12 protein-coding genes and 2 pseudogenes are annotated in these 14,975 nt (G+C 29.2%); 5 read left to right on the top strand and 9 right to left on the bottom strand.

The annotated features are described in order from the left end of the window. Positions 1–40 precede the first annotated feature (40 nt). From gmk to gltP, 3 genes are all read right to left on the bottom strand, one after another. The gene (gmk, locus tag AB162_RS00425; RefSeq protein WP_053096527.1) at positions 41–676 is read right to left on the bottom strand and encodes a guanylate kinase; all 636 of its coding nucleotides are present in this window, start codon (positions 674–676) and stop codon (positions 41–43) included. Between the two features lie 202 nt (positions 677–878). Beyond that, positions 879–1,304 carry a MarR family winged helix-turn-helix transcriptional regulator gene (locus AB162_RS00420; protein WP_053096525.1) on the bottom strand — a complete coding sequence of 142 codons (426 nt, stop codon included), beginning with the start codon at positions 1,302–1,304 and terminating at the stop codon, positions 879–881. Between the two features lie 571 nt (positions 1,305–1,875). Continuing rightward, positions 1,876–3,177: a glutamate/aspartate:proton symporter GltP gene (gltP, locus tag AB162_RS00415; protein WP_053096523.1), complete on the bottom strand. Its 1,302-nt coding sequence runs from the start codon at positions 3,175–3,177 to the stop codon at positions 1,876–1,878. A gap of 694 nt (positions 3,178–3,871) precedes the next feature. On the opposite strand from gltP, the gene ssb reads away from it, so the two are divergent. From ssb to tilS, 5 genes are all read left to right on the top strand, one after another. After that, positions 3,872–4,336 carry a single-stranded DNA-binding protein gene (gene ssb / locus AB162_RS00410; RefSeq protein ID WP_053096521.1) on the top strand — a complete coding sequence of 155 codons (465 nt, stop codon included), beginning with the start codon at positions 3,872–3,874 and terminating at the stop codon, positions 4,334–4,336. 230 nt (positions 4,337–4,566) lie between these two features. Then, a complete protein-coding gene (locus tag AB162_RS00405; protein ID WP_082239270.1) occupies positions 4,567–5,187 on the top strand; it encodes a metal ABC transporter ATP-binding protein in 621 nt (206 codons plus the stop codon). Between the two features lie 118 nt (positions 5,188–5,305). Beyond that, positions 5,306–6,199, top strand: coding sequence for a metal ABC transporter permease (locus AB162_RS00400; RefSeq protein ID WP_082239269.1), 894 nt, complete (start codon positions 5,306–5,308; stop codon positions 6,197–6,199). Positions 6,200–6,513: 314 nt separating this feature from the next. After that, the gene (locus AB162_RS00395; RefSeq protein ID WP_053096516.1) at positions 6,514–8,160 is read left to right on the top strand and encodes a Na+/H+ antiporter; all 1,647 of its coding nucleotides are present in this window, start codon (positions 6,514–6,516) and stop codon (positions 8,158–8,160) included. Between the two features lie 31 nt (positions 8,161–8,191). Then, the gene (tilS, locus tag AB162_RS00390) at positions 8,192–9,610 is read left to right on the top strand and encodes a tRNA lysidine(34) synthetase TilS (protein WP_053096514.1); all 1,419 of its coding nucleotides are present in this window, start codon (positions 8,192–8,194) and stop codon (positions 9,608–9,610) included. Positions 9,611–9,648: 38 nt separating this feature from the next. Here tilS and nadA read toward each other — a convergent pair whose 3' ends face one another. The 6 genes and pseudogenes from nadA to AB162_RS00370 all read right to left on the bottom strand — a co-directional run bounded on the left by nadA (position 9,649) and on the right by AB162_RS00370 (position 14,881). Then, a complete protein-coding gene (nadA, locus tag AB162_RS00385) occupies positions 9,649–10,710 on the bottom strand; it encodes a quinolinate synthase NadA (protein WP_082239268.1) in 1,062 nt (353 codons plus the stop codon). Positions 10,711–10,759: 49 nt separating this feature from the next. Then, positions 10,760–10,888 carry a hypothetical protein gene (locus tag AB162_RS02985; RefSeq protein WP_260080601.1) on the bottom strand — a complete coding sequence of 43 codons (129 nt, stop codon included), beginning with the start codon at positions 10,886–10,888 and terminating at the stop codon, positions 10,760–10,762. A gap of 121 nt (positions 10,889–11,009) precedes the next feature. After that, positions 11,010–11,561 carry a peptidoglycan-associated lipoprotein Pal gene (pal, locus tag AB162_RS00380; RefSeq protein ID WP_053096512.1) on the bottom strand — a complete coding sequence of 184 codons (552 nt, stop codon included), beginning with the start codon at positions 11,559–11,561 and terminating at the stop codon, positions 11,010–11,012. Positions 11,562–11,595: 34 nt separating this feature from the next. Continuing rightward, a pseudogene (gene tolB / locus AB162_RS00375) lies at positions 11,596–12,926 on the bottom strand (Tol-Pal system beta propeller repeat protein TolB). Between the two features lie 525 nt (positions 12,927–13,451). After that, positions 13,452–13,604 carry a hypothetical protein gene (locus AB162_RS02960; protein WP_156213984.1) on the bottom strand — a complete coding sequence of 51 codons (153 nt, stop codon included), beginning with the start codon at positions 13,602–13,604 and terminating at the stop codon, positions 13,452–13,454. 620 nt (positions 13,605–14,224) lie between these two features. Further along, positions 14,225–14,881: pseudogene (locus AB162_RS00370) on the bottom strand (MotA/TolQ/ExbB proton channel family protein). Between the last annotated feature and the right edge of the window lie 94 nt (positions 14,882–14,975).

Below are 14,975 nucleotides of genomic sequence, written 5' to 3'. Positions count from 1 at the left end.
TTAACACAATACTCTAAAAATAGTAATAATAATGATTATATTAATTGAATAATAATTTACTTATTAAAGCAGCATTTCTTAATTGTTGTGGTTTTAGCAACAAACTTTCAGCTCTAATAATAGTTGTTAAATCATATAATGCGTCATTAAAATCATCATTTATGATAAGATAATTATACTCATTATAATGAATCATTTCAGCTACTGATTGTTCTATACGTTGAGTAATAATATGTTCGCTATCTTGTCCACGACTACATAAACGTTTATAAAGCTCATCCTTTGACGGGGGCATAATAAATATACTTCTTGCATCTGGTATAAGATTTCTAATCTGTTGTGCGCCTTGCCAATCAATGTTAAGAAATACATCACAACCATTTTTTAACAAAAATTCAACAGCTTTGCGTGAGGTACCATAATAATGATTAAAAATTTTTGCATACTCTAAAAATGCGCTTTTAGCAATCATTTTTTTAAATTCTTGCACAGACACAAAATAATAGTGTTCCCCGTTTACTTCTCCGGGACGCATGGGGCGGGTAGTATGAGAAATAGATATTTTGGTTTTATTATATAGCCTCGATAGCTGCTTTTTGCTCAGTAATGCTTTTATGAGACTAGATTTACCAGCGCCACTAGGGGCGGAAATAATATAAAGAATGCCTGGAATCATTATTAGCTAATTTTTTTATACAAGATATGATATAGGTAAATACCTATGAAGGAAATACGGGTTTGTACTGCTATTAATCCCTATAACCTCACCTAACCCGTACTATCCTATTTTATACAGAAGATATAAGTCCTTTTAGGATATTATTTTATACATAAAATATTAATTTTTATATTTAATGTTTATATAATTATATATAACACTATTTTTGTTGTGCTTCAAGCACATGACAAACTTCATTAAATTTCTCAAGCTGTATTGGAGATAATTGAGCAAACATACGATCTAAAATAATTTTATGAGTTTGCTCAGCAATATGTAATTTTTCACGTCCTTTTTCAGTGATATAAACATATTTTACTCTACGATCAGTAGGACTTTGTTTACGTTGTAACATCTCTTCTTTTTCTAAAGCATCAAGAACTGTAACTACAGTACGTGATGAAAAGCCCATATAATTTTTTATATCAGTAGCGCTTGTTTTGCTAGTAGTAATGAGATGTAAAATCTTCATTTTTGACATTGATAACCCTTCATTAACTAATTGGCCATTCACTTCTTTTCTAAGACGGTGATATATACGTGATAATGATTCAACCATAATTAAAGTATCAGTTAATTTTTCCATATTTTAATCTCTATGTGTTCTTTATATATTGTAAGTTTCCAAAACAAACAACTAATATGCTAATCAAAAAATTTTTTTATTTTAACAATATTTTATATTTTAAAATTTATATAAAAAGTATTATTTAGCTGTTAAGTTGTATTTCCTCATGTTAATAACTTTTGTAAGTTATCTATCTTTACATTTATTTACATAAATATGTATAGTAAGTCTTTTGTAAATAAAATTGATTTTTTTACTAAAATTATTATAATTAATAATTATTAATAATATAATAATATATTTATATAAATAAAATAAGTAAATTTTAATAATTATTAAACATTAATCTAATAATATAAATAATAACTGTTAATTAAAAAAACTAACAATAAATAAAATCAATATTTTTATATTTAGTAGTTAATAACTAACCATTGAGTAAAAATTAATTATTAATTATTATATTAAAACAATATTAATTAAAAGTAATTTTTAATAATTTTAATTAACATCAATATATACTATTGTTACATAATAGATAAAAATATAAATACAGAAATTAAAATTTATTCAGTATTATTATATATAGTTAACTTTTACCTATAAGGATCTTTTTTTCATAGGCTAGTGCTTGAACACTATCGTATTTATTTTCCCATTTTGCTACCACTAATACTGCTAGTGCATTACCTACTATATTAAGTGCTGTTCTAGCCATATCTAGAATTCTGTCAACACCTGCGATAAATGCTAGTCCTTCTAATGGAAGACCTACGCTACCCAATGTAGCCAAAAGTACAATAAAAGAAACACCAGGAGCTCCAGCGATACCTTTAGAAGTGACCATTAAAGTTAACACAAGTATTATTTCTTGACTAATAGATAAGTCAATACCGTATAACTGGGCGATAAATATAGCTGCGATGCTTTGGTATAAAGTTGAACCATCTAAATTAAATGAATAACCTGTTGATACCACAAAACCAGTTATAGTAGCAGGCGCACCATAAGCTTCCATTTTTTCTATAATTCTCGGTAATACACTTTCAGAACTAGCTGTAGAATACGCAAGAATTAGTTCCTCTTTCAAAATACGAATCAGTATTAATATTCTAAGTTGCCACAAACGTGCTACTGCGCCTAACACAACTAGCGCAAAAAATATAATTGTACCATATACTAGTAGTACTAACTTACCCAAAGGTAGTAGAGAAGCAAAGCCAAAATTAGCAATCGTGACTGAAATTAACGCAAATACGCCAATAGGCGCATAGCCCATTACTATATTAGTTACTTTAAACATCGTTTCTGCAATAGCGTTAAAAATATGCAACAATGGCTTTTTATTTTTACCAGGTAGTGAAGATAACCCTAAACCAAATAGTACTGAAAAGAAAATAATAGGTAGTATTTCGCCTTTTACCATTGAAGCAAAAATATTTGATGGAATGAGCGATAGTATAGTGCTGACTATACTACTATTAAAATTAGATTTCACTTCTATGGTTTTTTGTGCATATTGAGATATATCTACTCTAGCTAAAGTAGATATATCTATTCCTTGCCCAGGATGGAAAATATTAGCTAAGGTAATACCAATTATAATAGCAATAGTTGTGATTATCTCAAAATAAATAATAGTCTTTAAGCCTATACTACCCAGCTTTTTTACATCACCAATACCAGCTATTCCTGTTACTAGCGTAGTCATAATAATTGGTATTACTATCATTTTTATCATACGTATAAAAATTTCTCCTGTAGGATAAAGAATGTTTTTAATCATCCAATCACGTATTGGAACTTTATCATGCAATATTGCGCCTAAAGCTATACCTAGGAGTAAAGCTAAACATATTTTCCAGGCAAGTGTAAATTTGAACTGTTTCATAAAAATTATGATTTCCATAGTTGGCCCATAAATGGAATAAGGCTATTTATATTCATCAGTGTTTATTGATTGTCTACTTACTTTATTAGAAATATCTGTTCTTTTATAAAATTTTTACTTATCATAATTTATGGTTTAGAATTTTTTATCAATAAAAAAGACACTATTTATCAACAATTCACTAAGAAAAATAAACAATGAATATAAAAAATTCAGTAATATTTATTTGATAATAAAGAAATATTATATGTTTTTACTTAACTATAGCTAGGCTAGTTATAGCCTAATTATTACTAAATAATACAATACACTAGATATTATAGTAGTTAGTATTTAGCGTCTTTTTAATATTTTACTTATCTTATATAGTATTTATGGTTAAAGTCTGTATCTACTAGTTGACTAGTCTTAGTAATAGTTCGATTAATGTAAGTAATTTGTATTTTATATAATAAATTTTAAGACCATAACAATTATTGTTAATTTATTGAAATATTTAATTATTATATTTTTTATTAAATGAATAATTATATAGTATATCTAATTAGTAATTACTTTGAATTAGTATAAAAGTCTTTACTTGCTTAAATAGCATTTTATAGTAAAAAACATATCAAGTGATATCCAACATATGTGAAATTATGTTCATTAACATAAAACTTATTTTTAATTTATATATATTAGGAGATACTAAATGGCTAACAGAGGCGTTAATAAAGTGATTCTAGTAGGACATTTAGGTCATAATCCAGAAATACGCTATATGCCTAATGGTTGTGCTGTTGCTAATATAAACGTAGCTACATCAGACATTTGGCGTGATAAGCATACAGGCGACACCAAAGAGAAAACTGAGTGGCATAGAGTAGTACTTTTTGGTAAACTAGCAGAAGTTACTGGGGAATACCTACGTAAAGGCGCTCAAGTATATATAGAAGGTTCGTTACAAACACGTAAGTGGCAAGATAAAAATGGTCAAGATCGCTACACTACTGAAATAGTAGTAAATGCAGGTGGTACTATGCAAATGCTAGGTAGTCGTAACCATACTGATAGTAGTAATACTATGACTAATAATAGTAATAATTTTGATATAGAACAAAAAAAAAATACTGAACATGAAACTCCAATAGACTTTGATGATGATATTCCTTTCTAAAAAAAATATTAATTTTTTATACAAATTGCATAAATAAAAAAAATAAAATACGTTATAATATAACGTATTTTTATTTTGTGAGAATTTTTATTTATGTTGTGGTTTTTTCAGCACAAATCTTCTGTAGGTACAGCAATACTTATTGCTTCAGCAGGAATAACACGTTTACTACTAGCGCTCATTGCTCTCATATTACTCTGGAAAGCAATCATTTGGTCATCGATGTTACCATGATACGATTACATAAATTACTTACTGGATATAATGGTAAGAGTATAGGTAACCCAGTTAGCTGTATATTTAAACGCGGGAGTATTACTGCTATTGTTGGTACTAACGGTAGTGGTAAATCTACTTTGATAAAAACTATTGCTGGTATCTTACCACCAATAGCAGGACAACTTGAATTCGATTCAAAAATAGAAGCAAAACGGCCAAGTATAGGTTATCTACCACAGCAACCAGAAATAGATAGAAAATTTCCGTTAAAAGTTTTTGAAGTAGTAGCAATGGGTAGTTGGCCAGCAACAGGATTATTAAATAGTATTAATACTAAACAACAGAATAATATTTGGCATGCACTAACAAAAGTAGGACTATATGATAAAGCACACTGTACTATAGGTTCATTATCAAATGGAAATTTTCAGAGGATGTTATTTGCTAGGATATTAGTGCAGCAAGCATCAATTATTTTATTAGATGAGCCTTTCACAGGTATTGATCAGTACACTTGTCGACTACTAATAAATTTTGTCCACCAATTACATACAAATGGTTGTACAATTTTAATTGTACTACATGATCATATGCTAGTAGCAAATCATTTTCCAATTACACTCATGTTATAAAAATCAGATTATGCATGGGGACCTTCTACCGATATACTTATGAAGTTGTTTACGCCAGCTATATCTTAATATATAAAAATATAACATATAAATAATTTAATTATAATTATTATGGATCATTATTATGATTGATATAATTTTTGACCCTTTTATCTCTCACGGTTTTATGCGTCGCGCTATAGTTTCCTGCTTCGCTCTATCCTTTAGTTCTACTCCTTTAGGAGTGTTTCTTATATTACGTCGCATGAGTCTAGTAGGTGATGGACTATCACATGCTATTTTGCCAGGTGTAGCTATTGGTTATTTAGTATATGGAATGTCACGTACAGCTATGGGAATTTGTGGATTTATTGCTGGTTTAATAGTCGCTGTCCTATCTGGATTTATTAGTACAATAACCCCATTGAAAGAGGATGCCTGCTTCGCAGGATTATATTTAGGATCACTTGCATTAGGCATTATATTGGTCTCTTTGCGTGGTTCGAGTATAGATTTATTACCTTTATTATTTGGTTCTATTCTTGCTATTAATGTTGGAGCTATATATTTTATAGGTATAATTGCAAGTATTACTTTTCTTACTTTAGCTTTATTATATCGTGCACTAGTTGTTGAATCATTTGATGCTATGTTTTTACGAGTAAATTCAACTAGATTTTCTGTTTTGATCCAGTCTTTGTTTTTAGCTTTAGTAGTACTTAATTTAGTTGCTGGTTTTCAAATTTTGGGTACTATGATGTCTGTAGGTATGATGATATTACCAGCAGTTACAGCATACTGCTGGACCAATTGGTTACCAAGTATGTTTATTTTAGCAACTACTATAGGTTTATTTTGCTCTTGGTGCGGACTCAGTTGGTCTTTTTATGCTTGTATTCCGGCTGGACCAACTATTGTCTTGACTGCCAGTATAGTGTTCTTGATTTCAGTGTTATTAGGTCCTATTGGTAAAAAATCACTATTTATCCGCAAAAATATGTTTATTTTCAGTAATAAAAAAAATAAAAAATAAAAATTTTTTTAAAATCAATTTTGATCATGAAATTATTAATTTGAATAAAAAATTATATTTAATATAAGTATATATATACTATTAGTATATAATAATTAATGTTAGTTTAAATTATAATTAAAATAAAAGTATAATTAAAATTACGTAATTGTTTTATTAAATATTAATTAAATTATTAATACTAATATTAGTAATAAATTATTTAAATAATATCTTTAAATAAGTAAAATGAGTAAATTATCAGTATATTCTTTTATAAATGTCTAAACAGTTTGCTCCTATGATTTTAAGGAAAGTATGGAAATTTTTTTACTATTCTTATTCTTACTTTAATTGTTTCATTATCAGGTGTAGTAACGCATATACTACCATTTCAAATACCATTGCCACTGATGCAAATTGTTTTAGGTGCACTACTTGCTTGGCCTAAATTTGGGTTGCATGTAGATTTCAATCCAGAATTATTTCTAGTGCTTTTTATTCCTCCCTTATTATTTTCTGATGGCTGGAAAACACCGGTAAGTGAATTTTTACGCCATGGTGGAGAGATTGTTTCATTAGCTTTAGTATTAGTGATTATTACTGTTGTAGGTATTGGCTATTTCATATATTGGATAGTTCCTGGAATGTCACTCGTAGCAGCGCTTGCATTAGCTGCAGTACTATCACCTACCGATGCTGTTGCGTTATCTGGTATAGTCAAAGAAGGACGAATTCCTAAAAAACTAATGAATATTTTACAAGGCGAAGCATTAATGAATGATGCTTCTGGTCTAGTATTACTGAAGTTCGCTATTGCTGTTGCAATGGGTCAAATGGTATTTAGTGTTGGTTGTGCCTCACTAGAATTTATAAAAGTTGCAGTTGGTGGATTGCTAGCTGGGGTGACGGTAACTTGGGGCTATAGTAAATCACTAAGACTAATTATACGATGGAGCTGTGATGATTCAGCTACCCAAACTGTACTACTGCTATTATTGCCATTCGCTGCTTATCTTATTGCCGAACATGTTGGAGTATCTGGCATATTAGCTGCAGTAGCTTCTGGAATGACTATTGGACAGTATGGTATTACGCGTAATACGCCTCTCGCATTACGACTACGTTGTAACAGTGTATGGTCTATGCTGGAATTTCTTTTTAACGGTATAGTCTTCATCATGTTAGGACTACAATTACCAGATATCCTTGCTACTTCTATTAATCAGGCTCAGTTAGATCCAACAATTAAAACATGGATGCTATTTTTAGATGTTATTTTTCTTTATGCTGCGTTAATGTTAGTACGTTTTAGTTGGTTATGGCTAATGAAACGTATTAGTTTACGTTTTATGAAAAAACGACCTATGGTGTTCTGTGAATATAGTATAATAGATATTTTAATAGCATCATTTGCCGGAGTACGCGGCGCTATTACCCTAGCTGGAGTATTATCCATACCACTAACTGCATTTCCATCTCGTTATCAGTTAGTATTTATTGCTACAGGTGTTATTTTATTTTCTCTAATTTGCTGTGTAATTATTTTACCGCTGCTACTACGTGGTATTGTTGTTTCAGAGAATGCTTTTTTCCATAAAAAAGAAGAACAAATGGCCCGTACGCTAGCTGCGGAAGTAGCTATCGCAAGCCTACGTAAAATGGAATTAAGGTTAGCTAACAGTAAAGAAGAAAAAATTGATAAACAAATTATTAACAATGTAAGTCTTAGGGTAATTAGTAATTTACGTAGTAGTGTTGATAGTCATGCTGATGCTGAAAATGCAATCCTAATTGAAAATTTAGAACGGCGTATGTGGTTACATGCCCTACGTGCAGAACGTGGTGAATATTATAATTTACGGGCTCAAAATAAAATTAGCCATAATACTTTAATAAAACTATTACGTGATCTAGATTTATTAGAAGCGTTACTAGTTGAAAAAAATCTACAAGTAGATAGATCTATAGGTTTTAAGTAATACACTAAAATTGTAAATAAAAACACCAAAAATGAAGCGTAAAGTTGATATTGATCATATACGGAATATGTTACAAAAACATGTCACAGAAAGTATTATAGGATGTGATAAAGTTCTCTTAGCGTTCAGCGGGGGATTAGATTCAACTGTATTATTAAATATTTTGCAGTCACTGCGCGACGCTAATAATTTCCCTTTATCACTAAGAGCAATACATATTAATCATGGTTTAAGCTCATATTCTGATTTTTGGGTCCAGCATTGCGAACAACAATGTAAACAGCGAGCCATCCCTTTTACTTTAGTAAAAGTAAATATTAATAATATACCTGATGGTATTGAAGCAGCAGCACGCAATGCACGTTATATAGAACTTTATAAAGCATTATTACCTGGTGAAGTACTACTTACTGCTCAGCATCAGGATGATCAAGCTGAGACACTACTATTAGCACTAAAACGTGGAAGTGGTCCATCAGGATTATCGGCAATGTCTGCCGACACCTCATTTGGCTGTTCTAGATTACTACGACCATTGCTAAATTTTAGTAAATTACAGTTAGCAGAATATGCTAATAATCTTGGTCTTAGTTGGATTGAAGATGATAGTAATAATAATGATCGCTTTGATCGTAATTTTTTACGTAGACGTATTCTAATTCCATTACAGCAGCGTTGGCCTCAATTTAGTAAATCAGTAACACGCAGCGCACAGCTATGCGCTGAACAGGAAAATCTTATCAACGAACTGTTAAAAGAAACACTATCTAAAATTATTTTACCAAATGGTGCACTAACACTAACACCACTGTTATCTATGAGCAATATTAGGCGTAGTGCTTTACTTAGGCGCTGGCTAGCATCTCAAGGTGCTAGGATGCCATCACGTAAACAACTAAATAGTATTTGGCAAGATGTTGCACTTAGTCGCTGTACAGCTGCCCCTAAATTCTTAATTGGAGATAAACAGCTGCGTCGTTTTCGTGATAATTTATATTTAATATCTGTAAAAATATTAGCTAAACTTGAATCAGAAGTATTACTATGGCCAATGTCTAAGAAAAAATTAATATTACCACAAGATATCGGATTATTAGTAAAAACACTAAGCAATACTACTAATTTTAGTTTATTACCTAAAAATAGTATTATAGTTAATAAATCAGTTAGTTTTATTCGTGCACCACAACCTAATGAGCATATATCGGTACGTTTTGGTAAATTAGATGGCTCAATTAATATTATTGGTAAAAGCTATAGTCAGAAATTAAAAACAATTTGGCAACAACTAGCAGTTCCCCCATGGCAACGTGGACGTCAACCAATGATATTTTATAATCAAAAACTAATAACTGTACCAGGTATGTTCGTCACAATTGATGGAAAAATAACAACAGATTGTGCAGCATTGCATGTCCTTTGGTTAAAAAAATATTCTATTAATAAATAGTAAGTAAATAAGTAAAATTACTATATAATGTATATTAATTAACGCACTATTTTTGGATTACGATCAATAGATGCTGCAAATGATAACATACGATTAAGTGGTACTAGTGCTTTCTGACGTACTATTTCATCAATTTGTATTTGATAATTGTTATTTTGACTATTTTTAGTTAGTACTTCATAAATAGCCTTAAGGTTATTCATAGCCATCCAAGGACAACTTGCACAACTATGACAAGTAGCACCTTCTCCAGCAGTAGGGGCAATTAATAGTTGTTTATCTGGACATAATTGCTGCATTTTATAAAAAATATTTCTATCAGTAGCTACAATAATAGTATTTTGTAGCATATTTTTTGCGGCATTTATTAGTTGACTAGTAGATCCAACTACATCAGCTAATTCTACTACTTGTTGCGGCGATTCTGGATGAACTAAAATTGCAGCATCAGGATATAACTTTTTCATATTTTTTAGTGCTTGTGTTTTGAATTCATCATGTACGATACATGTACTATGCCAACACAAAATATCTGCACCTGTCTTATTTTTGATATAACGACCTAAATTACGATCTGGAGCCCAGATTATTTTTTTTCCTAAGCTATCCAGATAATAAATCAGTTTAACAGCAATACTAGAAGTAACTACCCAGTCTGCACGGGATTTTACTGCAGCTGACGTATTAGCATATACTACGACTGTACGCTCAGGGTGTTCATCACAGAATGAACTAAAAGCTTCATAGGGACAACCTAGATCTAAAGAACACTCGGCTTTTAGAGTAGGCATAATAACAGTTTTTTCTGGACTAAGAATTTTTGCTGTTTCGCCCATAAAGCGTACGCCAGCTACTAACAATGTAGTAGCTGGATAGCAACTACCAAATTTAGCCATTTCTAGTGAATCTGAAACACAGCCACCTGTCATTTCGGCTAAAGCTTGTATTTCAGGATCAGTATAATAATGCGCAATGATAACTGCATTACGCACTAGTAATTGATTTTTAATTTTATCTACTAAAGTAGAGTTTTCTTTAGTAGTAAGTACCTGTACCTTTTTTTTAATAGGTAAAGTAGAAAAATTTTTTTTAAATAACATCAATTATTTCACTTATAATAACTATTTATTTTTATTTTAACTTATAAAGTTAATTAATATATGCTTGCGCTTTATTAGCAGCATTGGTACTAGGATATACTTTACATAAGTTATTAAAAATAATATTAGCTTTATCTTTATGACCTTTTTCCTGCATTAAAATACCTATTTTTAGCATAGCATCAGGTTATTTTTGTGAATTAGGAAAGTTTTTAACAACTTTCGCAAAATAGTACGCTGCTTCTTTTTGTTTATTATTTATTAATCAACAAATTATTAATAATAAATATCTTAAATTACTACTCATTATCTAAATCTGAATATACTAGTACAGCACGACGGTTTTTTCCATATGCAGTTTCATTGTGACCAAATACAACAGGTTTTTCTTTACCATAAGATAGAATCATCATTTGTTCGTCAAATACACCTTTACTTTGTAGGTACATTTTTACCGCATTAGCACGACGTTCTCCTAAAGCAATATTATATTCAGGCGTACCACGTTCATCAGTATGACCTTCTATAATAACTTTTTTAGATGGATTATTACGTAAAAATTTAGCGTGATCATCTAATATTGTACCGTAATTCAAGTGAATATCATATTTATCTAAATCGAAGTAAATTATATTTGTTTGTCGTAGCTTTTGTAAAGCAGCATGCTCATCTGATGACTTAGTACTACTACTATTACTATTACTTTTTAGTCCAGTTTCTTCTATAGGAGAGTTCATTTGTAAATATGATTTACCATTTTTTTGACTTTTGTTCTGCTCAGAACATCCAGCGATACTCATTATCGAAAATGAAACAATAATACCTGTTAGTAGTAATTTACTATTTTGCATAATATTTTCCTTTTTAAAAAATACTACTTTTAAGTTAAGTAGAGAATAGATATTGTGACCAGGTAGGACCTGATATCAGTCCATCTGTTACCAGAATACTGGTTTGAAAAAATCCATTAGTAGATACTAGTAGTAAAAAAGAACCTACTTTTTTTGAAGTATAACTATAAATTATCATTGTACCATTATGTGCTAAACTAGGAGTTTCATCTAGCAAAGTATCAGTTAAAACTTTCATATATCCTGTAACTAAATTAAGTTTAGCAATATGTTGTGCACAATTTTTGGTATTTTTATTACTATTAACCATTACAATAAATTTTCCGTCAGTGCTTCTTACGCTTACATTAGTTAGCATTATGGTTTTTTTTATCCTTCCCAAGATAAGCGTTGCTGATTATTTCCATGAATATCAATTTTATATACTTGCTGATTACCAATTTTATATTATGTATACGCAATATGATAGTTATCAGGGAACCAACTTGGCTCAGTATTATTGTTACGCCCCTTAGTTATCTTACTAATTTTACCAGATACAATGTCCATGACATACAAGTGTAAACTTCCAGTTTTTGATAAAAAAAATGCTAGTTTGCTACCATCATGTGACAATGCAGGCGCTCCGTTATGTTGTGGAAAGCAAGTAATGGTACTAATAGTAATAGCTCCATTATATAATTGTTGTATCACTAACTAGGAACAGCCATTTTTAAATGAAACATAAGCTAACTGACGACCATCTTGTAACCAGGCAGGTGACATCATCGGCTCTATATAACGATGAACTATTCTATTATTAAATCCATCATAATCTGCAATATGTAGTTCATAACTATATTTTTGATTATGATTAATATGTACTACATATGCCATTCTAGTACTAAACACACCTTTTATACCAGTAAGATTATCAAAAATTTCATCGCTAGCAGTATGCGCTGCATAGCGCAACCATCTTTTAGTCATTTTATACTTATTTTGTAATAATATTTTTACCAGATTCTCTGATATGTCAATTAGCTGATAATATATCACATAACTATTATCTGCACTTGGCTAAACTTGTCCAACTATTAAATTATTAATTCCAAGTCTAATCCATGCTTCAGGTATCACTTCTGATTAAATCTTTTGCTGCTGTGGCATATTTTATTTTACTATTTGATTAAATTGTCAGCTGTTGCGTAAGTCATATTATATAATTTTTCAGATATATTATGGTATTTAACAAATACCAAACCATTTAAACTTAACTACCCTAATAGTGGAAGCAGAATATACTCCTTTAGTTATCTAAATATTAACTTCTGCATATCAAATATAAGTCCATAAAATTAATATAATCAGGAAAGCTTGCTTCATTCCATCTCTATTATAAACATAAAAATAAATTTTTAATTTTTTACTTATTAATACTAAGTGAATAACCTTAGTAATAATAAGACTACAGATTGCACTTAAAAAGTTTTAAATTTACTGTGGTAAAAATTTAATAGTAGCATTTTTAGCTATTCAATATAACTCCTAGTTAGTATACTTAGGAAGCTTAGCAATTTTAGCGGCTAAAACAGCAGCTTGACATTATTTTTTATCCCAGCTAATAGGCATAACATAAATTAGCATTCAATTTGGTGCAAGCTTAACTTTTAGTTCGCAACTTTTACAAATAAAATTACCGGTATTAAAAAATAATTCTTTACTTATTGCCTGACTAATGATGTTTTTATAAGCCTTGATATCCACATCAGTTTGATTGATCTTATCTTCCTTTACTCACTGGATTAGTAATATTTTTATTTATTAAATCGTCTAACATATTATTTATTTCAGTAACTTTTTTATTAGTATTTAGATATTTTCTATGCTGTTTATGCTTTTTATTTAGTACTATTTTATTTTTTCTGTTACTTTTGTATATTTTTTATTTTTACTATTATTAGTATGAGTAATAGTATGATTAGTGAATTTTTTTTCTGTTTGTGCTTGTTGATTATTATTTTTCTGTAATTGTTTATGTGTATCAACTAACATAGTTTTCATTAATATAAAATTTTTTTAATTTTTTATCTTTTTTATAGCTATAAAAAAGAACCAATAAAATTATGCAATGCATGATTATGGATAAAATAATAGTAAATCTTAGTTTGATCCTGTTTTTTATTTTCAATAAAATACTATATCAACTAAAAGTTAATTAAATTAATGTAATTATCTTTCAGCAATAACCGTAATATTATTTATTAGGTTTTGTCATTAATCAAACTTAGGTAAATACTACATTATGCAATCAGTTTATTGCCTTAATAATTTTTTCATAAGCGATTTTTTTTACTCCACATATCAAAAGAACTATTTTAGTATGAGCATTAACTAATTCTTGTACCCTTAAAACTAATTGTTGAGATATTAATTTTTATTGGCTAACATGAGCAATAAATAAATTATATTTATTATGACTTATATAATAACTTGCTGATTATGGCTAGTAACTTTACTATAATAATTTTATTAATTTAAATTTATTTATAAGTTTAGTGTTATTATTATAGACTAGGTAGCTATAAAAAAATAATACTATTACTAAAAATATATATAGTAAAAGAATAATATTAATCTACTATTTTATTTATCTAAGTTTTAATGTTATGACAATATTTAACTTAAATAAAGTTATTAACTAAGGCCTCACGATATAATCTTGCTATAAATTCTTCTATCAAGTTATCTAAGTTCTGTGCAAGAGTATTAATGTATTAATACTTTGGCTAAATATTTTAAATGCCATTACCGCTGGAATAGCAACAAATAGACCCATAGCTGTTGTCATTAGTGCTTCTGCGATGCTAGGTGCTAGTATCTGCATGATGGTTGCATGCTGGTGTAACGCTCCTAAACTAATAAAATAATGTATAATACCTAAAATAGTGCCAAATAAACCAATATAGGGACTTATAGAACCTACATTTACTAAAAAAGCAATATGTTTTTCCAAAGCCTCTAATTCTCTATTCATATAAATACGCATGACACGTGATGCACATTCTATTACTTCCTTATGAGAAGTGTTATTAACAGAACGACTATTTAGCCTAGAGAACTCATAAAATCCAATGTAAAAAATTTTTTTCTGCACTACCTAACTGTTTTTCTATGACTTTACTATCTTTATATAGAATAGGTAATTCTTCACAAGAAAAAAATTTATTTTCAAATAATTATGATTCACGGTAAGTATTATATAATATATATATTTTATTAAAAATAATAGCCCATTATATTATAGAACCAAATATTAAAAGTATGAATATTAATTTCACTCAAAAACTTGAGGTAATAAAACAAGCAATTATATTCATATTAGTTACTAGTTAAACTCAAAGTAAGAATTAAATTTGATTAATTTTTGTAATA

This window comes from Candidatus Palibaumannia cicadellinicola, assembly GCF_001269425.1.
GTDB classification, from domain to species: Bacteria; Pseudomonadota; Gammaproteobacteria; order Enterobacterales; family Enterobacteriaceae; genus Baumannia; species Baumannia cicadellinicola_A.
Note: the sequence above shows the minus strand (reverse complement) of the source record. Positions and strands in the feature narration are given on the sequence as shown.